This is a genomic window from Rhodococcus sp. 06-462-5 (genome assembly GCF_002258315.1).
Taxonomy (GTDB): Bacteria; Actinomycetota; Actinomycetes; order Mycobacteriales; family Mycobacteriaceae; genus Rhodococcoides.
The window spans coordinates 287150-310936 of the sequence record NZ_NOYD01000012.1 but is presented as its reverse complement, the minus strand read 5'-3'; the positions used below and the strand labels follow the sequence as shown (position 1 = coordinate 310936).

General features: G+C 66.1%; 25 protein-coding genes and 2 pseudogenes. 15 read left to right on the top strand and 12 right to left on the bottom strand.

The window, feature by feature from the left end:
* Positions 1 to 54: 54 nt before the first annotated feature.
* Positions 55 to 696: pseudogene (locus CH251_RS07330) on the bottom strand (alpha/beta-hydrolase family protein); the annotation flags it as partial.
* Positions 697 to 737: 41 nt separating this feature from the next.
* Here CH251_RS07330 and CH251_RS07325 point away from each other — a divergent pair.
* A pseudogene (locus tag CH251_RS07325) lies at positions 738 to 1049 on the top strand (DUF4440 domain-containing protein); the annotation flags it as partial.
* 196 nt (positions 1050 to 1245) lie between these two features.
* On the opposite strand, the gene menE reads toward CH251_RS07325, so the two are convergent.
* Positions 1246 to 2334: an o-succinylbenzoate--CoA ligase gene (gene menE / locus CH251_RS07320; protein ID WP_256978884.1), complete on the bottom strand. Its 1089-nt coding sequence runs from the start codon at positions 2332 to 2334 to the stop codon at positions 1246 to 1248.
* A 138-nt stretch (positions 2335 to 2472) separates the two neighbouring features.
* Between menE and CH251_RS07315 the strand changes: the two genes are divergently transcribed.
* Both CH251_RS07315 and CH251_RS07310 read left to right on the top strand, forming a co-directional pair.
* Entirely contained in the window at positions 2473 to 3822 is a 1350-nt protein-coding gene (locus CH251_RS07315; protein WP_094612572.1) for a hypothetical protein, read from the top strand.
* A 105-nt stretch (positions 3823 to 3927) separates the two neighbouring features.
* Entirely contained in the window at positions 3928 to 5211 is a 1284-nt protein-coding gene (locus CH251_RS07310; RefSeq protein ID WP_256978882.1) for an EAL domain-containing protein, read from the top strand.
* Here the strand turns inward: CH251_RS07310 and CH251_RS07305 are convergent.
* From CH251_RS07305 to CH251_RS07295, 3 genes are read right to left on the bottom strand one after another with little or no spacing between them, the layout of a single operon-like run.
* Entirely contained in the window at positions 5208 to 5588 is a 381-nt protein-coding gene (locus tag CH251_RS07305) for a VOC family protein (RefSeq protein ID WP_094612521.1), read from the bottom strand. The genes CH251_RS07310 and CH251_RS07305 overlap by 4 nt on opposite strands.
* A 48-nt stretch (positions 5589 to 5636) precedes the next feature.
* Complete coding sequence (locus CH251_RS07300; protein ID WP_256978881.1) at positions 5637 to 6719, bottom strand: diguanylate cyclase; 1083 nt, start codon at positions 6717 to 6719, stop codon at positions 5637 to 5639.
* A 46-nt stretch (positions 6720 to 6765) separates the two neighbouring features.
* The gene (locus CH251_RS07295) at positions 6766 to 7659 is read right to left on the bottom strand and encodes a 1,4-dihydroxy-2-naphthoyl-CoA synthase (RefSeq protein ID WP_094612570.1); all 894 of its coding nucleotides are present in this window, start codon (positions 7657 to 7659) and stop codon (positions 6766 to 6768) included.
* A 67-nt stretch (positions 7660 to 7726) separates the two neighbouring features.
* On the opposite strand from CH251_RS07295, the gene CH251_RS07290 reads away from it, so the two are divergent.
* Genes CH251_RS07290 through CH251_RS07280 form a run of 3 tightly spaced genes read left to right on the top strand, consistent with a single transcriptional unit; the run spans position 7727 to position 9823 of the window.
* Entirely contained in the window at positions 7727 to 8359 is a 633-nt protein-coding gene (locus CH251_RS07290; protein WP_094612520.1) for a PaaI family thioesterase, read from the top strand.
* Positions 8360 to 8403: 44 nt separating this feature from the next.
* Positions 8404 to 9327, top strand: coding sequence for an o-succinylbenzoate synthase (locus tag CH251_RS07285; protein WP_373454925.1), 924 nt, complete (start codon positions 8404 to 8406; stop codon positions 9325 to 9327).
* A 52-nt stretch (positions 9328 to 9379) separates the two neighbouring features.
* A complete protein-coding gene (locus CH251_RS07280) occupies positions 9380 to 9823 on the top strand; it encodes a hypothetical protein (RefSeq protein WP_094612518.1) in 444 nt (147 codons plus the stop codon).
* Positions 9824 to 9897: 74 nt separating this feature from the next.
* Here the strand turns inward: CH251_RS07280 and CH251_RS07275 are convergent, their stop codons facing one another.
* The 4 genes from CH251_RS07275 to CH251_RS07260 are packed head-to-tail and all read right to left on the bottom strand — an operon-like array spanning position 9898 to position 13843.
* Positions 9898 to 11295, bottom strand: coding sequence for a DUF2252 domain-containing protein (locus CH251_RS07275; protein ID WP_094612517.1), 1398 nt, complete (start codon positions 11293 to 11295; stop codon positions 9898 to 9900).
* 22 nt (positions 11296 to 11317) lie between these two features.
* A complete protein-coding gene (locus CH251_RS07270; RefSeq protein WP_094612516.1) occupies positions 11318 to 12148 on the bottom strand; it encodes a siderophore-interacting protein in 831 nt (276 codons plus the stop codon).
* Between the two features lie 46 nt (positions 12149 to 12194).
* A complete protein-coding gene (locus CH251_RS07265; RefSeq protein WP_094612515.1) occupies positions 12195 to 13259 on the bottom strand; it encodes an AbrB family transcriptional regulator in 1065 nt (354 codons plus the stop codon).
* Positions 13256 to 13843, bottom strand: a complete 588-nt coding sequence (locus CH251_RS07260) for a flavin reductase family protein (RefSeq protein WP_094612514.1) — start codon at positions 13841 to 13843, stop codon at positions 13256 to 13258. Before CH251_RS07260 ends, CH251_RS07265 begins: the two co-directional genes overlap by 4 nt.
* Positions 13844 to 13905: 62 nt before the next feature.
* Here CH251_RS07260 and menD point away from each other — a divergent pair, with 62 nt between their 5' ends.
* Genes menD through CH251_RS07245 form a run of 3 tightly spaced genes read left to right on the top strand, consistent with a single transcriptional unit; the run spans position 13906 to position 16688 of the window.
* The gene (gene menD / locus CH251_RS07255; RefSeq protein ID WP_094612513.1) at positions 13906 to 15516 is read left to right on the top strand and encodes a 2-succinyl-5-enolpyruvyl-6-hydroxy-3-cyclohexene-1-carboxylic-acid synthase; all 1611 of its coding nucleotides are present in this window, start codon (positions 13906 to 13908) and stop codon (positions 15514 to 15516) included.
* A 46-nt stretch (positions 15517 to 15562) separates the two neighbouring features.
* Entirely contained in the window at positions 15563 to 16045 is a 483-nt protein-coding gene (locus CH251_RS07250) for a DinB family protein (RefSeq protein ID WP_094612512.1), read from the top strand.
* A gap of 37 nt (positions 16046 to 16082) precedes the next feature.
* Complete coding sequence (locus tag CH251_RS07245; RefSeq protein ID WP_094612511.1) at positions 16083 to 16688, top strand: bifunctional 2-polyprenyl-6-hydroxyphenol methylase/3-demethylubiquinol 3-O-methyltransferase UbiG; 606 nt, start codon at positions 16083 to 16085, stop codon at positions 16686 to 16688.
* A 146-nt stretch (positions 16689 to 16834) separates the two neighbouring features.
* Here the strand turns inward: CH251_RS07245 and CH251_RS07240 are convergent, their stop codons facing one another.
* On the bottom strand, positions 16835 to 17338 hold the full coding sequence (locus CH251_RS07240) for a DUF2505 domain-containing protein (protein WP_094612510.1): 504 nt from the start codon (positions 17336 to 17338) through the stop codon (positions 16835 to 16837).
* Positions 17339 to 17393: 55 nt separating this feature from the next.
* On the opposite strand from CH251_RS07240, the gene CH251_RS07235 reads away from it, so the two are divergent.
* From CH251_RS07235 to CH251_RS07220, 4 genes are all read left to right on the top strand, one after another.
* Complete coding sequence (locus tag CH251_RS07235) at positions 17394 to 17834, top strand: DUF3592 domain-containing protein (RefSeq protein WP_179273555.1); 441 nt, start codon at positions 17394 to 17396, stop codon at positions 17832 to 17834.
* A complete protein-coding gene (locus CH251_RS07230) occupies positions 17827 to 18285 on the top strand; it encodes a glutaredoxin domain-containing protein (RefSeq protein ID WP_094612509.1) in 459 nt (152 codons plus the stop codon). The genes CH251_RS07235 and CH251_RS07230 overlap by 8 nt, the downstream gene beginning before the upstream one ends.
* Before the next feature lie 63 nt (positions 18286 to 18348).
* Positions 18349 to 19488, top strand: a complete 1140-nt coding sequence (locus CH251_RS07225; protein WP_179273554.1) for a glycosyltransferase family 1 protein — start codon at positions 18349 to 18351, stop codon at positions 19486 to 19488.
* A 14-nt stretch (positions 19489 to 19502) separates the two neighbouring features.
* Positions 19503 to 20198, top strand: a complete 696-nt coding sequence (locus CH251_RS07220; RefSeq protein WP_082073920.1) for a demethylmenaquinone methyltransferase — start codon at positions 19503 to 19505, stop codon at positions 20196 to 20198.
* A 13-nt stretch (positions 20199 to 20211) separates the two neighbouring features.
* Here CH251_RS07220 and CH251_RS07215 read toward each other — a convergent pair whose 3' ends face one another.
* Both CH251_RS07215 and CH251_RS07210 read right to left on the bottom strand, forming a co-directional pair.
* Complete coding sequence (locus tag CH251_RS07215) at positions 20212 to 20670, bottom strand: hypothetical protein (protein WP_094612508.1); 459 nt, start codon at positions 20668 to 20670, stop codon at positions 20212 to 20214.
* A 40-nt stretch (positions 20671 to 20710) separates the two neighbouring features.
* Complete coding sequence (locus CH251_RS07210) at positions 20711 to 21958, bottom strand: geranylgeranyl reductase family protein (RefSeq protein ID WP_094612507.1); 1248 nt, start codon at positions 21956 to 21958, stop codon at positions 20711 to 20713.
* A gap of 128 nt (positions 21959 to 22086) precedes the next feature.
* Between CH251_RS07210 and CH251_RS07205 the strand changes: the two genes are divergently transcribed.
* A complete protein-coding gene (locus CH251_RS07205; protein ID WP_094612506.1) occupies positions 22087 to 22773 on the top strand; it encodes a hypothetical protein in 687 nt (228 codons plus the stop codon).
* Complete coding sequence (phnD, locus tag CH251_RS07200; RefSeq protein WP_094612505.1) at positions 22770 to 23783, top strand: phosphate/phosphite/phosphonate ABC transporter substrate-binding protein; 1014 nt, start codon at positions 22770 to 22772, stop codon at positions 23781 to 23783. The genes CH251_RS07205 and phnD overlap by 4 nt, the downstream gene beginning before the upstream one ends.
* Positions 23784 to 23787: the final 4 nt, after the last annotated feature.

The window sequence follows — 23787 nt, the reverse complement described above, 5'->3', positions numbered from 1 at the left end:
ACGTGAAGCGGTTGTACGAGAAAATGGCGGGCCGGCAACCGATCAGTCGACGCCTCAGCCCGCCATTTTCTCGTACAACCGCTTCACGTCGGCGTCGGACCAGCCCGGCGGCTCGAGGATGTCGGCCCACATGTTCACGGCGTCGGCTCCGTAGCTGTGGCCGTGTCCGTCGTCGACGTTCGTGGAGAAGACCTGATCGAAGGTCAACTGCCAGAAGGTCACGAACGGGAACCACTGCACTCCGGGGTCGACGTCGGCACCGCGGGGTTCTCGTAGCCAATCGGGCCGGTTCAGGATCAGGTCCGGTGACCACCACACGATGGGATCGGACGCGTGCTGCCAGTACACGATTCGCGGCTCTTCCCAGGGTCCGCCGATGTCGAGATCCCCGGACGAACTCGCGAAGCGAACGTGCTCGCCGCCGTCGACGACGGGCAGGATCTCGCGGGACCCGGCGTCGCGTCCACCGGTGATACGCGCCCACTGCGGCGTGAAGTTCGGGTTGCCGACCCACAGGGCACCGTCGATGCGCGCGATCATGTCCTGCGCGCCGCTGAACGCATCCTGTCCGCCGTAAGCACCCAGGCTTTCGCCGAACAGCACCAGCTTCGGTCGCGAGTCCTCGGGGAGTTTGCTCCACACCTCGTACACCGCCTCGAAGAGGGCTCGTCCGGCGTCCTGCGGACTCTGCCGGTCGACCCAGCGCTGACAACGACCTCTCGACGGTTCTCGACCTCGAACGAGAGTTGCAGACTGCCGAATGTCGACGCGATCGCAAGAGGCTGGCCCGTCTGCTCGCCGACGACTTCACCGAGGTCGGAGCCTCGGGCACGATGTGGGACAAGTCGTCGATACTCGACATGCTCGGCAGCGAAAGCCCCGTCGAGATCGAAGTGATCGAACCGATCGGACGGGTGATCGGTCCAGATTATGTGCTGCTGCAGTGGATTTCGAGAACGTCGGAGATGCGCGCACGTAGAACCTCGCTGTGGCGGCGCACGGACACCGGATGGGAACTGGTGCACCATCAAGGCACGCCGCTCGAATGACCACTCCGGCGCAAACGCGCGCGCCTTTGCTGAACGCGCGCAGTTTCGCCACCGGTTCGCTGACGATTCCGCGCGCACCTGACAAACGCGCGCGCGTTTGCGGTCAACCGAAGGCCGCAGCGGTCAACCGGGGGCGCAGCGCCAAACCCGGGACGCAGCGCCGAACCCGGGGACGCAGCGCCGAACGGGACTCAGCTCAGCGCTTCTCCAGCACAGTTCGCAGTTCCGCCCGATTCAGTTTTCCCGGACCTCGTGTCGGCAGTGAGTCGAGGAGAAACAATTCTCGTGGCGCGGCGGTGATGTCCAGCGAGGCAGTGACGTGGGAGCGCAGGTCCGCCAATGTCACCGGAGCAGAGGCGACGACTGCGACCACGATTTTCTGGCCCAGTCGCTCGTCGGGCAATCCCACGACTGCACATTCGAGTACCGCGGGATGCGTGATCAGTGCTGCTTCGACCACCTGCGGCACGACGGTCAGTCCGCCGGTCGAGATTGCTTCGTCGAGTCGTCCGGAGATGCTCAGGACCCCGTCGACGATGGTTCCGGCGTCGTCGGTGCGGAACCATCCGGGTTCGGCGAACGCCGGATGATCGGGTAGCCCGCGGTAGCCCGAGGCCAGGGTCTTTCCACCCAGCACGACCCGGCCATCGTCGATGCGTACGACGGTGCCGTGCAGTGGAACTCCGTCGTACACGCAGCCGCCGGCAGTTTCGCTCATTCCGTAGGTCCTCACCAACCGGATTCCCGCGTCGTGTGCCTTCTCTCGCAGTGGAACCGGCGTCGCGGCCCCGCCGAGCAGTACTGCGTCCAGTGAGGCGAGGGCCGCGATCGCTTCGGGGATCTCGAATGCCTTCACCAACTGCCCGGGAACCAGTGAGGTGTAGCGCATGGGTCCCGACATCGATCCCACGGCGTCGATCAGAGCGGTGGGATCGAAACCTCTCGACACGTCCATGACGATGGGCGAGGTTCCGGCGAGCACGCTGCGCAGCAGCACCTGCATTCCGGCGATGTGGTGTGCGGGCAACGCCAGTAGCCACGACCCCGGTCCGCCGAGACGTTCCTCGGTGGCCGTCGCGGAGGCCACCAGTGCTGACGCGGAGAGCATGGCTCCCTTGGGGACGCCCGTCGTCCCGGAGGTCGCGACGACCAGGGCGACGCCGTCGTCGATGGGGGTTCCCGGTGCCAGTGCGTCGTGCAGGCGCTCGGTCTCACGCGGATCGTCGGCGGGCACGGGAAGCAGGGCCGGGCCGTCGCCTGCGAGCATCCGGCTCAGCCGCGGCATGATCTCCGCCGCTGCAGGCCCCGACGGAATGGATACGCTCTCGAGCACGGACTCGAGGCTAGTCGGTCGGCTCGATCGTGGACGGGCGCACCCGCGGTTGTCACCCGACATCGAGTCGCTGTGGAACAGTGGAACATCGTGAAGGGATCGGGCATGGACGACGCGGTGTGGGCAGCTCTGTCGTACTTCGATTCCGTCGATCCCGCGCTCGCCGCCGACGCGCGCCTGGGGTGGGACGGTCTGGTCGAGGTGTCTCCGCCCGCGGGCCCGACGCAACATTCCGTGCAGACCTACCTGTGGGTGTATCTCCGCCACGCGGCCGAGGGGCCCGATCGTGCGGTCGATATCGCCCGTGCGCTCGGCGAGCTACTCGACCGGCTCGGTCGCGTCGGATACGCGGAGATCGCCCGAAGCGCCGTCACCGAGGAGCTCGTGCGAACACCCGACGACGCCGTGTGGTTGCAGCACTATCGCGCCGCCACCGAACAATCGGGCATCGCCGCCGTCGATACCGAGCTCGTCACCTGGCAGGACGCCCCGACCGGCGTCGAGCGGGCCATCGTCGAAAAGATCGGCGAGACACTGGAAGTGGCGACCATCGCCGGCGAGTTCGAGCCGTCGAAGCCCGGTGGGCGACCGCTCGGTGCCAACGCACAGGCCATGCGTCGACGCGGCGTCACCGATGCTGTGCTGACGTCCGATCGAGGCAAGGACGACTCCGAGGCCGTCCTGCTCGAACAGCTTCTCGATCACCGCATCGAGTTGTGGAGCAACTACAGCGCACCGCGGGCCGAGCTGTATCTGGGGCTGCGCGGGACGCTGCACGAGGCCGCCGAGCCGGTATACGGCTGCGTGCGCAGGCTCGAGAGTTTCATCGGATGCATCGGGGACGGCGTCGCGTTGACCGACGCCGGGTACCTGCCGGACGAGTTGGTGGCGAGCATCGCGAACACCGTGTTTCCTCCGGCCGAACGTCCCGTGCATGTCGGCCGCGAACTCGACACCGAGAAGGTACTGATTGTCCGACGCCTCCTGATGCGGGTGCGTCTGCTGCGTCGTTCCGCCGGGCGGTTGGTACCGACGGCCCGAACCCGGCAGCTCAGCTCCGACGGGCTCTGGCGGGTGCTCACCGCAGGAATCGTCGGCACCGAATATCACCCGGACACGATTGCCGCGGAGGTCGTTCTCGCGCGCATGATCGTCGGTCACGATGTCGCCGACGTGGAGGCGACGGCAGACGACCTGGCGCGTCTGCTGCGCGCCGAGGGGTGGACCCATTCCGGCGAGGAGCCCGCTGCCGAGCATGCCGAGCCGCTCGCTCGGACCCTGGTTGCCGAGCTGAGCGCCCTCGGGGCGTTCGAGTTGCCGGAACCGGCAGACGCGTCGAGGCCGCAGCCGTCGGGCGCGGTCGCGACCGAAGAAGGCAAGCGACTCGCCGCTGCGGTGCTGCGACATCGGCTGCTGCACACGCGCTATCCGTCGTTGTGACCACTCTCGGATGGGCTATCGGTCGAAACTGCAGATGTGGCACGGTTAAGCTCACTTGGATCCGGTTCCAGAACGGGCCCGGCAGTTCGTTGCGAGGTGATGCCGGTGGACGGTGAGGTCGCGGACACCGCGCGCTCCCAGTCTCGCCGGCAGAGCGATTCCGCTCGTCGATACCTCGATGTCGAGGCGACGACGCCTGCTCTGCGATCGACGGTCGAATTCGCCGCACGCAGCGTCGGATTCGCCATCGCCCAGCTCAACGTGCTCGACGAAGACACTCAGTACACGCTGGTCAACGTCGGCGGACCGCCGGTGTCGACGGTGGTACGAGCCGACACCCTCTGCGACGACGTGGTGCGCTCCGGCGAACCCGCCGTCGTGGCGCACGGACGCATCCACGCCACCACCCGGCAGCGCGCCATCCTCGACGACAACGGCATCGCGTCCTACGCGTCGGTTCCGCTGCGGGGGCGAGAGGGCCTGGTGATCGGCACACTCTGCCTGCTCGATCGCACGCCGCGCTCGCTCTCGGGTGAGCAGATGCGGGAACTCGAACAGTTCGCGTCGGTACTCGAGGAACAACTCGACCTGCATCGCCGCGTCGGATCGGGCGTCATCCGGCTCGGGAGCGACAACGACATCGCCGACTCCATCGCCGACGGCCACATCGTCCCCTGGTTCCAATCGATCGTGGATCTGCGGACAGAGGAGGTCGTCGGCTTCGAGGCGTTGGCGCGTTGGCACCACCCCACCCGAGGGATGGTGGTGCCTGCGGATTTCGTGCCGTTCGCCGAGGCCAGTGAACTGATCATCGACGTCGACCTCAGTGTGCTCGCGCAGGCCGCGGCCGAAATGAAGAAGTGGCACGTCCATCGTCCGGACCTGCGGCTGACCGTCAACATCTCCGGACGCCACCTGGCGCACCCCGACGGTGTCAGTCAGTTGCAGCGCGCCATCGCGTCCTCCGGGGTGTCGCCGTCGTCGATTTCTCTCGAGCTCACCGAGACCACTGCCGTGACGCCGGGGCCGCTGCTGCGCAGGCACATCGACGACGTGCATCGGCTGGGCTTTCGGGTGCTGCTGGACGATTTCGGTTCGGGCTGGTCCTCACTCGAACGGCTGGTGACGCTGCAGCCCGACGGCATCAAGATCGATGGGCACCTGACGCGGTTCGTCGACACCGTGGCTGGACGGGCGATGATCAAGTCGTTGGCCGGAGTGGCGAAGGACCTCGATCTGACGATGATCGTCGAAGGCATCGAGAGCCGCGAACAGGCCGACGCTGCGCTCGAGCTCGGCTGCACTCTGGCTCAGGGGTATCTGTGGTCGCGGCCGCAGTCGGCAACGGCGGTGCTGCGCGCGATCGCCGACCACGCGTCGGACGGCTAGCGGTTGTCCCGCCGCAGCGGATGATCCTGCGGGATCTGCACGAGCACGATGGGAATCGCGTCCGGATCCTCGATCCACATCTCGATCAGGCCCCACGGCTCCGTCCTGGCCTCACGCACGATTTCGATGCCGGCGGCCGTCAATTCCTTTGTAGCAGAGTCGATATCGCGTACCTGCAACCACAGCGCACCGGAGAACGACCCCGATTCGTCGCCGCGATGGTGCGCAGCGACCTCGAGCAGACCCTGACCTGCGAAGAACACCGTCCCGCCGGGGTATTCGCGACACACCGCCAACGAGAGACCGTCACGGTAGAACTCGAGAGTCCTCTCGTAGTCGACCGGTCGGAGAATTGTCCGAGAAGCGAGGATGTCCACCCCGCATGGATACCACGATCGGCGACAGTCGTTCCGCAGGCTCCACTCTCACAGTTCGGTCGTCGCGATTCGGTTACCGCCTGCGGCCTTCGCCTCGTACATCATCGAATCCGCCATCCGCGTTGCCCGCGTCACGGTGTCGATGTTCTGATTCCACACCGGTGAATCCGCGTGCAGAATCGCAGCCCCCACGCTGACCGTCACCGCGATGGGATCCTCGGGATCGCGCAGTGCTCGGCGCACCCCGTGGATAAGTGCATCGATGTGGAGTCGGGACGTCGAGACGACGGCGAGATACTCTTCTCCACCGGTGCGCGCGACCACGCCGTATTTGCCCAGGTGTGCGCGCAGACGTTCGGCGACGCGCAGGATGACCGCGTCGCCTTCCTCGTGCCCGTACAGGTCGTTCACGGATTTGAAGCGGTCGATGTCGATCATCACCGCCGCCGAGCACCGATCCTTTTCTCGGCCCAGTGGCCACACATCGTCGATGGCCGCGTCGAGACCGCGACGATTGAGCAGGCCGGTCAGCGGATCGAGCAACGAACTGCGCGCATCGTCGGTCAAGATGGTGATCAGCAGATGCGAGACGAGCGGAACGGCGGCGATCGTGAGAAGCACGACGTTCGTCCGGAAGATCAGTGACGCGATGTCCACCTCCCCGCTCGAGTACGTCACGGCCGCGGCAACGAGTGTGCATGCCACCGCGAACACCAGGTGCGCCAGCAGCCAGCGGGGGCTGAGGCAGAACGTGCAGAACGTTCCGATCACGGCGAACAGCGTGCACGTCAGAAGGGCGTCCGCGAGCGGATTGATCCACAGCGTCGACGCCGTCCCCAGATCGGCGAAGACCGCAAAGGCCACCACCCCGAGTCGGCCGGGAAACGGTCTGGTGATCCAGGCCGCGCTGACGGCCACGACCATCACGACCAGACCTGCTTTCCAGGCGACGGTGACCGGGCTGCGTGTGGTGCCCTCGGAGAACAGCGACACCACCGCCAGCACACCGAAATTGAGTGTCAGGCATGCCAACACCCACCGGATGAGTTTCCCGGCGGGCCGGGAGTTCTGGAAGTCCGCCATCCAGCGATAGTCGTAGGGCTGGGTGAACCAGGCTCGTAGAGCGCCCACAGCACTGTGGTGGTTTCGGCGGTTCGACGTCGAAATCACCAGTAGGTCAGAAGTATCGGGGGAACGGCGACCAGTCGGGCTCGCGCTTGTCGAGGAACGCGTCGCGACCCTCCACCGCCTCGTCGGTCATGTAGGCCAGGCGGGTCGCTTCACCGGCGAACAGTTGCTGGCCCACGAGGCCGTCGTCCTGCAGGTTGAAGGCGTACTTCAGCATTCGTTGTGCCTGAGGCGATTTCGCGTTGATTTTCGCAGCCCACTCGATCGCGGTGTTCTCGAGCTCGTCGTGATCGACCACCTTGTTCACTGCGCCCATGCGGTGCATCTCCTCGGCCGAGTACGTCTCGCCGAGAAAGAATATCTCGCGGGCGAACTTCTGCCCGACCATCTTCGCCAAATACGCACTGCCGTAACCACCGTCGAAGCTGCCGACGTCCGCGTCGGTCTGCTTGAACCGGGCATGTTCGCGGCTCGCGAGAGTCAGATCGCACACCACGTGCAGGCTGTGCCCGCCGCCTGCTGCCCAGCCGTTGACCAAGCAGATGACCACCTTGGGCATGAAGCGAATGAGGCGCTGCACCTCGAGGATGTGCAGGCGTCCGGCGCGGGCCTTGTCGACGGTGTCGGCCGTCTCCCCGTCTGCGTACTGATAGCCGCTGCGACCGCGAATGCGCTGATCGCCACCGGAGCAGAACGCCCAGCCGCCGTCCTTCCTGCTCGGTCCGTTTCCGGTGAGCAGCACCGTTCCCACGTCGGAGCTCACCCGTGCATGCTCCAGGGCGCGGTAGAGCTCGTCGACGGTGTGCGGCCGGAAAGCGTTGCGAATGTCGGGACGATCGAACGCAACTCGCACGGTCGCGTCGGACACGTGGCGGTGATACGTGATGTCGGTCAGGTCTTCGAAGCCGGGAACGGGACGCCACAGTGCGGGAGTGAAGGTCACGGGCGCCAGCTTAACGGTGGCCGGGGTTGACTCCATGCCGAACGGTCGGTGCAGCTAGCGTGCAGTCATGACCGACCCGATCGAGCTCGACCGCGATTACGACCACCATGGGGGCTTCCCGCGTTTCGTGCCCGCGAAGGTGGGGCCGGAGTACGGGCAGCTGCTCGAGGCGCTGCGCACGGTGCAGGATCTGGCGGTGTCCACCTCGTTGCCGGCCGACGTGACCGAGGCGGCTGCGGGCAAGGCCAGGGAACTGATCGAGCTGTTGAGCCCGCACGTGGTGGCCGAGGGCCGCCAGACGGCCGGGCGCGTTCCGCGGCTGCCCGGCCGCGGCTCGCTGCTGTTGATGCCATGGATCATCGAGAAGATCGACGCTGACGGTGTCCGTAGTCGGGGCATGTTCCGCCGCTTTCACCTCGGTGGAAACTCCGCCGCGCACGGCGGCACACTGCCACTGCTTTTCGACGACCTCTTCGGCCTGATCCAGCACGCCTACGGCAGGCCCATCAGCCGGACGGCGTATCTGCACATCAACTACCGCAAGGTGACGCCGCTGAACACCGAGCTCGTCGTCGAGGGCGCGGTGGATCGGGTCGAGGGACGCAAGACGTTCATCAACGCTCGGCTCACGGATCTGGACGGCAACCTGTTGGCCGACTGCGAGGCGTTGATGGTGCAGTTGCTCCCGGGGCAGCAGTGATCCCCCCGATCGACGACGTTCTGGACGGCGCGCATGTGCTCTCGATGCCCATGCGAACCAAGTTCCGCGGCATCACCACCCGTGAAGTGATGCTCGTTCGCGGACCGGCCGGGTGGGGTGAGTTCTCTCCGTTTCCCGAGTACGACGACGTCGAGTCCGCTCCGTGGTTGGCGTCGGCGATCGAGGCCGCGTGGGACGGACCGCCGAGCCCACTGCGCCGACGCATCCCGGTGAACGCGACCGTTCCCGCCGTGGCTGCCGCGGAGGTGGCATCCGTGCTGAGCCGGTCTCCGGGTGCCGAGACGGCCAAGGTGAAGGTGGCCGAGAAGGGGCAGACACTCGCCGACGACGTCGCCCGGGTGCGCGCGGTCCGCGAGCTGGTTCCGCGCGTTCGTGTCGACGCCAACGGCGGCTGGACTGTCGACGAGGCAATAGCGGCACTGACGGCCCTGACCGCCGACGGTCCGCTCGAGTACGCCGAGCAGCCGTGTGCCACCGTCGCCGAACTCGTCGAGCTTCGTCGAAGGGCTCCGGGAGTTCGCGTGGCAGCGGACGAGAGCATTCGCCGAGCCGAGGATCCGATGAAGGTCGTTCGAGCAGGCGGAGCCGACATCGCGGTGCTCAAGGTCGCCCCGCTCGGCGGAATGCGCGCGGTGCTCGAACTCGCAGGCGAGCTGGGGGAGTACGGCGTTCCGGTGGTGGTGTCGAGTGCACTGGATTCGGCGGTGGGAATCTCGTCGGGGCTGGCCGCTGCCGCGGCGCTGCCGCACCTCGAGTTCGCCTGCGGTCTGGGAACGGGCGCACTGTTCGTTCGAGACGTGGCACCGGCGCCGGAGGTGGTCGACGGAACGTACCCGGTCGGCAGCCTCGAACCCGACCCTCGGGCGCTGATCGAGCTCGATGCCGACGCCGATCGCACCCAGTGGTGGATCGAGCGAGTTCGGCGTTGCCACGCCCTTCTGCGGTAGTCTTGCGCCCGGTCCGCGTGGGGCCGCTGACACATCTGGGAGGAAGTTCGAAGTGGTTGCTGCACTCAAGGATTCGCTGCTCGACGAGTCGAAGGCCGACGCTCTGCGCGTCGATGTCCTGGCACTGATCGACGCCGAGGTCGCGGACAAGAAGGGCGCGAGTGGTCTCGCGGTCAAGGGGGGATACGGCGCAGTGAAGAAGGTCGGGCCGTCGTACATCGACAGCGCGGTCTCGGCTCTGTGGCCCGATTTCGTCGACAAGCTCGACCCGTTCTGGCAGTCGTACAACGCTGCCCCCCAGGGCACGTTCGGTGACTACCTCGTCGCCAACGGCGACGCCGCATCCGACGCGCTGCTCGCGGTCACCGATGCGCGCATCGAGGAGACCGACAAGTCCGTCGTCAAGAAGTTCTACGGCAGCCTGCGTGGCTCGGCGAAGAAGAACGTCACCGAGGCACTGCCTCGCGTGGGTGACCTGGTCGCCAAGCACGCGTAGTGCGCTCCGCGCAGTGGCGTGGTCGGAGCCTGCGGGTCACTCCGCAGGCTCCGCTCCCGTGCCCCCTGCGGCACTCAACCACGCCACTGCCGTAGGCACTCCCAGTCGGCTTCCGTCTGATCCGCGTACAGCTGCGCGAAGCGGCACAACGCCACCTCGAGGGCATCGGAATCGCCGGTGTACCCCGAGATCATCGACGCGCCACTGGTGCGCGCATGACCCTTGGCCAGCAGACGACCCACCACCCGTGCGTAGTCGACCAGCGCGGGTGCATCGATCGACGACAGGTCGATCGTCCCCTTCATGTTGCGGAACTGCCGCACGTAGTACTGCCGTCCGGCGATGGTCGTCCAGCCCAGTAGCGGATCGCTGACGGTCTGCAGATCCTGCTGATATTCGACGACGCGTTGCCCCTGGTGATCGTGCCAGGCCGACTCGCCGTGCACGTACGGCGCGAGCACCGAACGTCTGGCCTGCTTGAGCTGCAGGAACACGACGTCGTCCTCGCTGGTGCCCTCGAGCAGAGCCACGTACGCCCGCAGGCCGACGCTGCCGACGCCCACCACGCGGTGCGCCACGTCGATCAACGTGTATCCACCGAGCACTCGACGCCAGTGCGGGGTGAGGGTGAGCAGATACTCGTCCAGTCCGACGGCGAGAAGTTCCTCGTCCTTCGCCGAGATGCGCGTGGTGATCGGCGGCTCCTCGACGATTCTGCGCTTGCCGTCGTGCTTCTCGGTGAAACGCGGCAGAACGCGGTCACTGGTGCGTCGACGCGCCTTCTTGGTGGCGCGTTTGATCTCCTTGCGCAGCGACCCCTCGGTGGCGTCGCGCTGCAGCTTCTCGGCCGTCAGACGCTGGAACGAACGCGACATCAGCGGCTCGTCGGCAAGTCTGGCCACCTCGATTCGGTACGCGGACACACAGGCGGTGACGGCGTCTCGGCACTGATCCTCGGTACGGCCGTTCTGCCTGCCGGCCACCCAGATGCTCGCGGCGAGGCGTCGTAGATCCCACTCCCAGGCTCCCGGGTGGGCCTCGTCGAAGTCGTTGAGGTCGATGACGAGGTCTCGTTCCGGCGAGGCGTAGAAGCCGAAGTTGCCGAGGTGGGCGTCGCCGCTGATGACCGGGTTGATGCCGGTCGACGGCAGCATCGCCACGTCTCGGGCCATGACGATGGCCGTGCCACGCAGAAAGCCGTAGGGGGACTCGATCATCCGCTCGAGACGCGTCGGTATCAGCCATTCGATGCGGCCCTGGTGGGAGTATTCGATCTGCTTGACCGGGTCGGGTCGATCCAGTGGTGCCGCCCAGTCACCCAGGGAGGCGATCGGTACCTTCTCGCGCAGGCGTCGACCCAGTTCGTAGCGTTCGGCGCGGGGGAGGGGTCGGGCGCGCAGCGAGGCGAACGACGCGCCGTCCACCTCGACCGAGTCGGTGACGACCGTGTGACCTTTTCCCAAGCCGGACATGTGAGATGACACTAATCCAGTGCTATCCGGCGGCTTTACCGAACTTCCAGTATCCGGTGAAGCAGATGCTGGATTTCGGTACTGCGCGTTCGTTCACCAGGTATCTGCGCAGGCCCGTCGCCAAGCCCTGCTCGCCCGCCACGTAGACGAACGGGGTGCCGCCGGGAAGTTCGGCTTTCTGCACGGCGGCCAGTGCCGCATCACCGGGCTTGGCATGCGCATTGGGGCGCACGATCCAGTTCAGCTCGACGCCTGAGGGCACGTGGTGATGCTGGACGTCGGCCTCGGTGGGGACTTCGATGAACACCACGGCCCGCAGGTCCTCGGCCGAGGATCGCAGTATTCCGAGAATGGCCGGAGCTGCGCTCTCGTCGCCGACGAGCAACTGCCATGAGGATTCGGTGTCGGGGTTGTAGATGCGTCCCTCGTCGAGAATCGCGACGCGGTCCCCGGCAGCGGCCTGCGCAGCCCACGACGACGCCGGACCTGCTTCGCCGTGTTCACTGCCGTGTACGACGAAGTCCACGTCCATCTCCGCACCCTCGCTGACCCGGCCCTGGCCTGCGGGCCGGAAGTCGCGGACGGTGTAGTTGCGGACCACCGGCTTGGTGTCCTTGGAGAAGGTCAGATACTGGGCGTACCAGAGTTTGGAGGTCGTGCTGGGTATGCGGGGTTCACGCTGCCCCGGCTGTGGCAGGAACAGTCGAAACCACTGGTCGTAGCCCATGTAGCGGTAGTCCGAGAGCGACTCGCCTCCGAGGGTGATTCTGACGAAACCGGAACTGATCCGTTCGGATGCGAGAACGTGCAGACGGTAGAACGCCGGGTGATCGGGTTTGAGGTACTTGGCCATGCCGGTGAGATTAGTGGACCCTAACTATGAATGGGGTCGCGTCGATTCACTCGGGTCGATCCCGTCGGTAGTGCTGGACGACCTTCGCTCCCATCGGCACTGCGAACAGCATCATGAACACTCGGATGATCTGTGCGGCAACGACGAACGTCACGTTCGCTCCGGTCGATGCCGCGATGGCCAACACCGCGTACACCCCACCGGGGGTGGTGGCGAGGTAGCCCTCGTATCCGCTGGTGCCCGTCGCAGAGGCCAACCACAGGCCCAGCACCGCGCACCCGACGGTGACGGCGATGATGAGCAACAACGCGGACGGCAGCACCCGCGAGATGGACTTCAGGCTCGCGACGGTGAATCGCAGACCCGCTTGCCACCCGATCACGATGTACGCCGCCCACAGCAGCAACGTGGGAACCGATGCGTCGAAGGACACCCCGGCAACGTCGGCGCACGTCGCGGCGATCAGCGGCCCCAGCAGGGCCGGAGCGGGAAATCGAAGCGCGAGTGCGAGCAGGACTCCCACCCCGCCGCAGACCAGCACGAAGGCCAGGTCCACGTACAGCGGAGCTCCGGAATCGGCGAGCATCGTCGACTGACCGGGCTGGGCACTGAACACCAGCGTCGCCACCAGCGGCAGGGTGGTGGTGACGAGAACGACCCGCAGGTACTGCACCACCGCGACGACGCGTTCGTCGCCGCCGAGTTCCTGGGCGATGGCCACCAGGCCCGACGCGCCGCCCGCGACCAGTGCCAGCGCACCGGTCAGTGAATCGATGTCCTTGCGCAGTCCCAGCAGTGCGCCCGCGGCGATGGACAACAGAAGCGTTCCGACGCAGGCCAGCAGCACCGGCAACCAGGCGTCGCCCAGTGAACTGAGCGTGTCTCGCTGCACCAGCGTTCCGATCTCGACACCGAGCACCGCCTGAGCCACCATGCCGAGCCGTCGCGGCAGCGGAGCGCGCTCGGTGCCCGTGGTCGGTGCCCAGCCTGCGAGAGCGAAGATCACCGCCACCAGCAGCGCGACGAACAGAGCTGCCGACGGAATCCCCAGAGCGTCCGCGCCGACGGTCAGGCCGACGGTGACGAGAACCAGCAGCGACCAGCGAATCAAGAAGGCCGCTCGATCTCACGAACCTCGGGCGGCAGCCCCCACTCGGAACGGCCGAGCCGGCTCAGCGGGGCGATGGCGTCGAACTCGGGGAGGCCGTCCTCGGCCAGATATTCGGGACGCACCGACAGTGCGACGACGTTGCCCATGACGACGAAGCAGTTGCCGACCTCGACGACGCGATGCAGCGTCGCCTCGATGGCGATCGGTGCGGCCGCGACGCGCGGTGGCGTCACGACGGTGCTGGGCTCGCTCTCGATGCCGACGGCCTCGAATTCGCTGACGCCGTGATCGAAGCTCGCCGAGCTGCTGTTGACCTGATCCACCAACGGTGCAGTGGCCAGATTCACGACGAACTCGCCGGTGGCCTCGATGTTGCGCAGACTGTCCTTGCGGGTCACCGAGGTGAACTGCACGACCGGCGGCACAGTCGACGAGACCGTGAAGAAGCTGTAGGGGGCGAGGTTCGCCACACCGTCGGCCGAGACGGTGGAGACCCAGGCGATGGGCCGAGGGACCACCGAAGCGGTCAGGAGCTGGTAGAAGCGACCGGGAGCGACCTCGTCGGGCCGAAAGACTGTACGCACACCTTCATACTGTCAAAGCCCGGTTGCGGCGTCCGACCGAAGCGTCTGACACTCTGGAAACTGTGAATCCGTCCACCGCACAGGCCACCGCAGTCGTCGACGAACTGGCGCGCAGCGGGATCCGAGACGTCGTGTTGTGTCCCGGCTCGCGGAACGCCCCGTTGGCGTTCGCGTTGCAGGAGGCGGACGTCGCCGGTCGCCTGCGGTTGCACATGCGGATCGACGAGCGAACCGCAGGCTTTCTGGCCATCGGCCTGAGCCTGGGCAGCGGTCAGCCCGTCCCCGTGGTGATGACATCGGGAACCGCGGTGGCCAATCTGGGGCCTGCGGTTCTCGAAGCGAACTACGCACGCATTCCGCTGATCGTCATCAGCGCCAACCGCCCGTACGAGATGCTCGGCACCGGCGCGAACCAGACCATCGAGCAGCTCGGCCTCTTCGGATCCCAAGTTCGCGCGACGATCAGCCTCGGGCTCGCCGAGGAAGGGCCCAAGCAGAACAGTCAGTGGCGCAGTGCGGTCTCGCGGGTCATCGCCGCGGCTCGCGGCGCTCGCTCCGGCAACGCCGGGCCGGTGCACTTCGACATCCCGTTGCGTGAGCCTCTGGTACCCGCGATCGGCGACCCCGGCGCGCGTCCGGAGGGCCGGCCCGACGGAATGCCGTGGACTTCCACCACCCAGGCGACACTGGACGTTCCCGTCGAACTGGATCTGACGGTCGACACCGTGGTCGTCTCCGGTCACGGCGGTGCCGTGCGTCCCGAGCTGGCCGGGCTGCCGACCGTCGCCGAGCCGACCGCACCCCTGCACGGAATCCCGTTGCATCCCTTGGCTCTTGCGCAGCTGAAGCCGCGCCAGGCCGTGATCACCGGGCGGCCGACGCTGCATCGCCAGGTCTCGGCTCTGCTGGCCGACCCCGCAGTCGACGTCATCGCGCTCACCACCGGACCGCGCTGGCCCGACGTCTCCGGCAACGTCCTGGCGACCGGCACGCGCGCAGTGACCACCGGAGCTCCCGACCCGGCCTGGATCGCGCGTTGCGCCGCTCTGTCCGAGAAGGCCGAACTGGCTGTGCACGAACAACTTCGAGAGCATCCCAAGCCCACGGGGCTGCACGTGGCCGACGTGGTGATGTCCGCGCTGCAGCCCGGAGACCAGCTGGTGCTCGGAGCCTCCAACCCCGTGCGCGACGCGGCCCTGGTGGCGACTCCGAACTCGGACGTGAAGGTGCTCTCCAACCGAGGCGTGGCCGGTATCGACGGCACCGTCTCGACGGCCATCGGTGCCGCGATGGCCGGAAAGCGGCGCACCGTGGCACTTCTCGGTGACCTGACCTTTCTGCACGATGCGGCGGGCCTGCTCATCGGCACCGGTGAACCGCGTCCCGACGACCTGACGATCGTGGTCGCCAACGACGACGGCGGCGGCATCTTCGAGCTCCTCGAACAGGGCGACCCGCAGTACGCGGGGGTGTTCGAGAGAGTGTTCGGCACGCCCCACGGCATGGACCTCGGCGCGCTGTGCGGTGCCTACCGCGTGGAGCATCGACTGGTCGACTTGGCTGATCTGGCAACCGAACTCACCGGCCATGCCACGGGAATCAGGGTGCTGGAAGTGACCACCGAGCGATCGGGACTGCGGGACCTGCACGCGGCGATCAGGGCGCGTCTGTAGGGCGTGTGTACGTGCCCGACCGAATCTTCGCTGGGAAGGGAAGCCTGTGACGGGTGCATTCGAGGTACTGGTGGACGATGACCGTACTCAGCTCGAGGCGTTCATCGAGGACTACCGGATCGCGATCGAGGCAACCCTCGATGGTGTCACCGAGGAGCAGGCACGCCGACAATTGGTTCCCTCTGCCACAACGCTTCTCGGATTGCTGAAGCATGTGACATGGATGCAGCGAGTGTGGTTCGAGGAGTGCATCGGGGGTGGGACCAGGGTTGCGCTGGGTCTGGTTCGCAATCCCGCGGAGTCCTTCGTCGTCGTCGATGACGACACCATCGACGGTGTCATCGCGGCGCACAGACAGGCGTGCGAAACTGCTCGAGCGGTAGTAGCCGACGTGCCACTCGATGCCGTCGTGACGGGTCATCGCAGCGGGCCTCGTACGGTGCACTGGGTATATCTTCAGGTGCTCAGAGAACTGGCCCACCACTGCGGCCATGCCGACATACTTCGTGAACAGATTCTCGCGGCCTGATCACAGAACTCGGTCGACCGTACTAAGGAGCTGACGAGTGAATAGAACCCTTACGAGTTACGAATCGGCTGCTGATTTGTACGTTCAGCGAACGAGACGCGATTCGACGCGGGCGTGGCAGCCGTTCATCGATGAGTTCGTTGCACAGGTCGATGAGGGCCTGGTGCTCGAACTCGGAAGTGGACCCGGTTGGCACGCAGCCGAGCTCGAGCGCAGTGGTCTTCGGGTCGAGCGGAGCGACGGGGCGGCGGCTTTCGTCGACATGATGGAGAGGGACGGTTACTCGGCTCGCAAGCTCGACATCGTCACGGACGTTTTCGGTGGGATGTACGACGGAATCTTCGCCAACGCTGTCCTCCTGCATTTGAATTCGCTTCAGTTCGATGCCGTTATCGCCAAGGCAGCCGCGGCATTGCGTCCCGGCGGGATGCTTGCTTTCACCCTCAAAGAAGGCGACGGCGAGGAATGGAGTAACGAAAAGCTCGATCTTCCGCGCTACTTCAAGTACTGGCGGGAACCGGAGGTTCGCGCACGCCTCGATCCGACTGTGTGGGAGTCGGTATCGATTACATCCGAGATGTCCGGCAGTGGGCAGCAGTGGCTGATGGTTCTCGCTGAGCGTTGTCCTTCCTACGCCGAGTAACTGGCCGGCGTCACTCAGTACATGGCGGTCCGAATGCGCCGAGGTCCTGTCGCAGCGGATGCTCCACTCCAGAAGGCGGCCCGGGCGGTCCTCGGTTTCGGGTCCTGAAGTAGAGCGTAAATTGCAGGCCGAGGCCGCCGGAATTGCTAACCCTGTTGCGCCGCAACCCATTCGAGGGTTTCGCCGGTTTCCTGGTCGATCATGTCCTTGATCATCTTGTTGATCAGGTCCTCGATCTTGCCGCCCACGATCGGGATTTTCACGGTCGAGTCACCCTTGACGATCAGTTTCGCGCCGGTGCCGTTGGGTCGCAACGACAGGGTGCCTCTCACCTTTGCGGGCAATCCGGTGGTGCCGCCGGTCAGCGTCCCCTCGGCCCGGTCGCCCTCGAGCGGTCCCCAGTGATCGGTGCGCGAGACGATCAGCTTTCCCTTGATCACCTTCGTGACGAAGCCGGGGAGTTCGGAGGTGCCGACCTCTTCGGAGATGTCGACGGTCAGGCCGCCGTCCTCGTGCTTGGTCAGCTCGTATCCGTCCGTCTTCTTCGCTTTGGCGAAGCGTGCCTGCCACTGGTCCTCGCTGGTGAGTGCTGCATGCACGTCGGCGGGGGGATTGGACGATTCGACGGTGAACTCGAAGCTGCGCGACATGAGTGCAGACGCTACCCGAGCGGAGTCGCGTCGGCTGCGAAGTAACCTGATCGCTGTGACCGATACCGACAGAGCCAGCCGAACGCTGTACAGGACCCGGCTGGTCGTGCTCGTGGTCGCCGTTGCGATTTCGGTGCTTGCCGTGCTTCTGGTGGTCGGAGCCTGGCGCAACGACGTCACCATCGATTCCGACAAGGGCACCGCCACCGCCGAGGTGCTGTCCGCGGGCAAGTTGCGCTCGGCCGTCAGCTTCATCACCCCCGACGGCGTGACACACAACCCGGCGCTCGGCGTGCTGTATCCCACCAACCTCATCGCCGGTCAACGCATCGAGGTCGAGTACTACAAGGCCGACTCGGACGTCGAGCTGGTTCGCGTCGCGGGTCGAGACGCTACCGTCGCTATCGTTCCGGCCGGATCCGTCATCGTCGTCACCTGGTTGATCGCCGGCCCGGTGTTGTTCTGGTTACGTCGCAAGGAGACGAACAATGCGTGATGCCAAGCTGTGGGGCCTCATTTCTCTCGGCGCAGTGGCCGGGTTCGCGTTGGTGAACTTCGGCAACATCGCGTCTTCGATCGTGGTGATGGTGCTCGCCGTCGTGTTCGTTCTGGTTCTGACGACGCCGGTGCTGTATCCGAGTTCCCTGTCCGACGACGCCTCGCGCGCTCAGGCGACGCAGAGGTCGGTGCCGCTGATCTACTGGCGTCCGGGATGCATCTTCTGCTTGCGGTTGCGGGTAGCGCTGCTGCTGCGCGGAAAGAAAGCCGTGTGGGTGAATATCCGCAATGATCCGGCAGGAGTGGAGCCTGCGGAACGATCATTCAACGCTGCGGCCGCGCGGGTTCGGTCGGTCAACGACGGAAACGAGACCGTTCCGACGGTGTTCGTGGGCTCCGAACACCGCACCAACCCGAATCCGTCGTGGGTGCTCGCGCAATTCGTGTGACGTTGGCCCACACGTAACGTTGTCCATACCTGGCCGACTGCGGGGCCGCCCACACTGAGGATCGTGCGAGTAGCCATCGTTGCGGAATCGTTCTTGCCCAACATGAACGGCGTCACCCACTCGGTGATCCGTGTCCTCGAACACCTCGACAAGACGGGGCACGACGCCATCGTCATCGCCCCGGACAATCCGTCCGGCCCCAGAGCCGCGACGTGGCACGACGACGTTCCGGTGCACCGGGTGCCGTCGATCATGGTCCCCAAAGTCAGTTCGCTGCCCGTCGGCGTGCCGGGCCTCGGCATGGTCTCGGCGATGCGCGCTTTCGCCCCCGACGTCGTGCATCTGGCGTCACCGTTCCTGCTCGGAGCGGGCGGTCTCGCCGCCGCCAACCGGCTGGACGTGCCCGCGGTCGCCGTCTACCAGACCGACGTCGCAGGATTCGCCGCCAGCTACGGCCTGGGCCTCACCTCGAAAGCCGCGTGGCGCTGGACCAGGAGACTGCACCGCGGCGCGGCCCGCACCCTGGCACCGTCCACCTCGGCCGTCGACGCGTTGGAGTTGCACGGCATCCCGCGCGTGCACCGGTGGGCGCGAGGAGTCGACGCCGTCCGCTTCGCACCTTCGGCCAAGTCCGCGACGCTCAGAAGTCAGTGGGGAGCCGGCGACAAACTGATCGTCGGCTTCGTCGGCAGGCTCGCCCCGGAGAAGCACGTCGAGCGGCTCGCAGTCCTGGCCACGGACCAGTCGATCCAGCTGGTGATCGTCGGCGGCGGACCCGACACCGCGGCGTTGCAGGCCCTGATGCCCGGGGCGATCTTCACCGGACAACTCGGCGGCGTCGAACTCGCTCGGGCCTACGCCAGCTTCGACATCTTCGTCCACCCCGGCGAACACGAAACCTTCTGCCAGGCAGTACAAGAGGCCCTCGCCAGTGGCGTTCCCGTCATCGGACCCGACGCCGGCGGACCTCGCGATCTGGTTTCGCACTGCCGCAACGGCTACCTGCTGCCGGTCGACAAGTTCACCGAGCTGCTGCCCAGTGCCGTAGGAGCTCTCGCCGAACCCACCACCCGGGCACGATTCGGTGACGCAGCCCGCAAATCGGTGCTGCACCGAACCTGGCCGGCCATCTGCGACGAGCTGATCTCGCACTACTACGACGTGCAAGGCATCACAGCTCCGCGGGTGCAAAAGATTGCTTGAGTAGTCTGGACTGCGTGGCCCAGACATCACGCGCAACCCTGGCAAAAGAGCCCCACGAGGTGGCGTCGATGTTCGACGGCGTCGCCCGTCGATACGACATCACCAACACGGTTCTGTCGTTCGGGCAGGACCGCAGTTGGCGCAAGCTCACTCGACGAGCGTTGGATCTGAAACCCGGCGAGCGGGTGCTCGATCTTGCTGCGGGCACCGGTGTCTCCACCGTCGAACTCGGCCGCAGCGGAGCCTGGTGTGTGGCCACCGATTTCTCCAAGGGCATGTTGCAGGCCGGGCTGCAGCGAGGTGTGCCGATGGTCGCAGGCGACGCGATGGCACTGCCCTACGCCGACGCCAGCTTCGACGCCGCCACCATCTCTTTCGGTCTCCGTAACGTCTCCGACTTCGATGCCGGACTGCGCGAGATCGCCCGCGTCACCAAGCCCGGCGGCAGGCTCGTCGTCTCGGAATTCTCCACGCCGGTGTTCGGTCCGTTCCGCACCGTGTACATGGAGTACCTGATGAAGGCGTTGCCGAAAGTCGCTCGCGCGGTGAGTAGTAACCCCGACGCGTACGTCTATCTCGCCGAGTCCATCCGTGCCTGGCCCACGCAGGAACAGTTGGCACAGCGAATCGCCGACGCCGGCTGGACCGACGTGCAGTGGCGCAACCTCACCGGCGGAATCGTGGCGCTGCACAAGGCAACTCGACCATAGCGCTGCTGCTCGGTTACGGTTTCTCTTCGTTCGACACAACCAACTGCAACGCAGGAGGTATGGCCTTACCTGGTCCGGCGGGAGAGCCCGGGAGCACCTGAAGTTCGATCATGCGGACGTCATCGGTCCACAGTTCCGATGCGCCCTCGCGGGTGTGGCGAGCCTCATTGGACGAGGCCCAGTGCTCGACGACGGACCGGATCGAATCAGCCAGCGCGATCGCCTTCGAGTCCAGATCTGTGTTGACCATCAGGCCGACCGAGAACTCCGCGCCGGCAAGCCCCGAATACACCCGCCACATGTAGTCGGACGACGGGTACTGCCACTTGGTGTCGAGACAGCTCCCGTCACCATCTATCGGCTCCGGAATCCAGCCGAGACGTTCCAACTCGGCATTCGCCTCGTCCATTCGATCGACGAATCCGTACCGGAGAACAAGATCGACCACAGCCACTGCAGCATCGGTATTCATAGCGACATTCTTCCGGTGAACGGCGGGAGCGAGCGAGCATTCACGAAAACGGCGGCCGGGAATCGATTTTCAGCGATCCGCTTCCCGATGTTCGCCAGGTACGGGCGACGAGGTCACTGTCGGCCTCGGTGATGAGGTTGCCCATGCAGCGGACGGCAACCTTCATCAGTGCCCGTGATCGCATGCCCACAGGTCCCGCTGCGGGCAGGAATCTCGGTACGGTCAACAGTCCGGCGAGGCGTCGAGCGATGGAGAATGCCTGTCCGTAGTGCTCGCGCAGCAGGGTGGGCCACGCGTCGGTGAGGTCGGGGTGATCGAGCAGGTCGACGACCATGCGGCCGCCTTCGAGTCCGTAGTCGATGCCCTCGCCGTTGAGCGGATTCACACAAGCTGCGGCGTCACCGATGATGGCCCAGTTGGTGCCCGCGATTCCCGAGACCGCTCCGCCCATCGGCAGCAGCGCCGACGCCACCGCGCGCAGCTCCCCGCTGAGGTCCCATTCGCCGCGACGCTGGTGGGTGTAGAGGTCGAGAAGCGGGCGCAGCGCTCCGGGTGCGGGCCGCTTGGCGGTGGCCAAGGTGCCGACGCCGATGTTGATGGTCCCGTCGTTCAGCGGGAAGACCCAGCCGTAACCGGGCTGCAGAGTGCCTGCGGCATCGCGCAATTCGAGGTGTGAGCTGATCCATTCGTCGTCGCTGCGGCCCGAGTCGATGTAGGCGCGGGCCGCGACGCCGAATGCGGTGTCGCGATGCCACTGTCGCCCGAGTTGCTTGCCCAGAGTGGAACGGACACCGTCGGCGACGATCAGTGTGCGACAGGAGATCTCGTGGGCTCCGGTTGCGGTCTGGAGTGTGACAGAACGGACCGAATTGCCGTCGCGGGTGACGGCGGCAGCCTTGGCTCCCTCGGCCATGACGGCCCCGGATTCGACCGCGGCGACGCGAATCCTGTTGTCCAATTCGGTTCTGGGAACGGCACTTCCGATGGTCGGCAGCGATCTGCTCGGCCACTCGAGTTGTAGTTCCTGGCCGAATCCGCTCAGTCTCAGTCCCCGGTTGCGCGCCTTGCCGCGCACCCACTCGCCCAGACCCAACTGATCGAGCTCGGCGACGGCACGTGGCGTCAACCCGTCACCGCACGTCTTGTCGCGGGGGAAGACTGCCGCGTCGGCCAGGACGACGTCGCGGCCGGATCGCGCGGCCCATGCCGCAGCGGACGATCCTGCGGGGCCCGCGCCCACGACCAGAACGTCGGTCGCGGTGGGTGGGACGGGGTGGGGAGTGCTCACGAGTTCCAGTATCCCGATCGGAGCGACTCGGTGCCGTGAAGGGGCTCCGGTTAACGCCGTGTGAACGCTTGTTTCATAGATTCAGAATCTATGGACGGATCGTTCATGGCGGGTCTAGCGTCTCTCACGTGCACCAACCGATCCTCCTCCTCGATTTCGACGGCACCGTCTGCCTCGGTGACGACCCGGTCTGGGCCTATGCCGACGCGGTGGCCGAATCTCTCGACCGCATCTCCGCCGCAACTCTCCGTGCCGGGTTGACGGCTTTCCTGGACCGCGGAGTGGGGGAGGACCTCGACGGCTACTCCGCCGTCCAGCAGCTGTCGGTGGCAGTGGACGCTGCCGTTCTCGCCGCCGCCTACGCGCAGTCCCGCGAGCGCCTCGCCGCAGGTGAGCTCGAGGTGTGGGCACCGTCCGGGCTCGCGGATTTTCTCGATCGCGTCTGCGCCGACGTGGTCCTGGCCACCAATGCCCCGCAGCGCGGCGTGATCGAAACCCTCGACCGGCTCGGTCTGACCGCGGCTATCGATCGTGTCGTCACCGACGCAGGCAAGCCCGAGATGATGCCCGCGCTGGTGGACTCACTACTGGGCACGCGAGCACCCCATCTGTTGGCCAGTGTCGGCGACATCTGGCGCAACGACCTCGACGCACCGCATCGGCGCGGTGCCGTCACGGCTTACATCGACCGCCACGGTCACCCCCGCCCGGAGTCGACCTTCTCCGCCTCGTCGTTTCCGGCGATGTACGACGAACTTCTCGAATGGTCGACCGATCCAGCAGCATTCGCACTCACCCACGAAGGACAGTCATGAGAATCCGCACTCCCTTGCTCGCGGTGGTTGCCACCGGACTGCTCACCGCCTCGCTCGCCGGATGCGGAGCCCGCGACGAGTCCACCACCGAATCCTCGGCTGCGTCGCCCTGTACCGGGTCCAGCTCTGCTGATGCAGCCGACCCGTCGGAGCTGACGCTGGCACTCGTCCCCTCGGGCGACGCCAACAAGCTCGTCGAAACCGTCAAACCGCTGCAAGATGCGCTCACCGAGCGCCTCGGCATCCCGGTCCGCGGGGTCATCACGCAGGACTACCAGGCGGCGGTGGAGGCCATCGGTGCCAACCAAGCCCAGATCGGCATGCTGCCGCCGCTGCAGATGGTGCAGGCCTGCAACAAGTACGGGGCCGAGCCGGCTCTGCAGACCGTGCGCAAGGGCAAGACCACCTACGCCGCGCAGTTCTACACCAACAACCCCGACAAGTATTGCGACGATGCTCCCGTCACCGGAGCCAATGGCCTGCTGTACTGCAACGGAACCGAAAGCGGCACGGGCCCGGCCGGATTGGACTCGCTGAGCGAGATGAACGGTGCCAAGACCGTCATGCTGCAGTCCGCGTCCTCGGCCGGATTCGTCTTCCCCTCTGCTGCATTGAAAGAGGCCGGCATCGACTCCACCGCCGATCTGGACCTGACGCAGGTCACCTCGCACCCGGCAGCGGTGCTGTCGGTGAACAACGGCGACGACGAAGTGGGCGTGTCGTTCTGGGATGCCCGCGAGACCGTCGTCGCCGACACCCCCGATGTGGCGAAGAACCTGGTGGTGTTCGCACTGACCAACGAGATCCCCAACGACGGCGTCTCGATCAGCAGTTCGCTGAGCCCTGATCTGCAGCAGCGCATCTCGGACGCGATGGAGGATTACGCGTCCACCCCCGAGGGCGTCGAGGCCCTGACGGCGATCTACCAGATCACCGGGCTCGACAAAGCCGACCCCGCAGCGCTGCAGCAGGCGCAGACCGAGGCGGACTCCATCGGCCTGGGGAACTGATCAA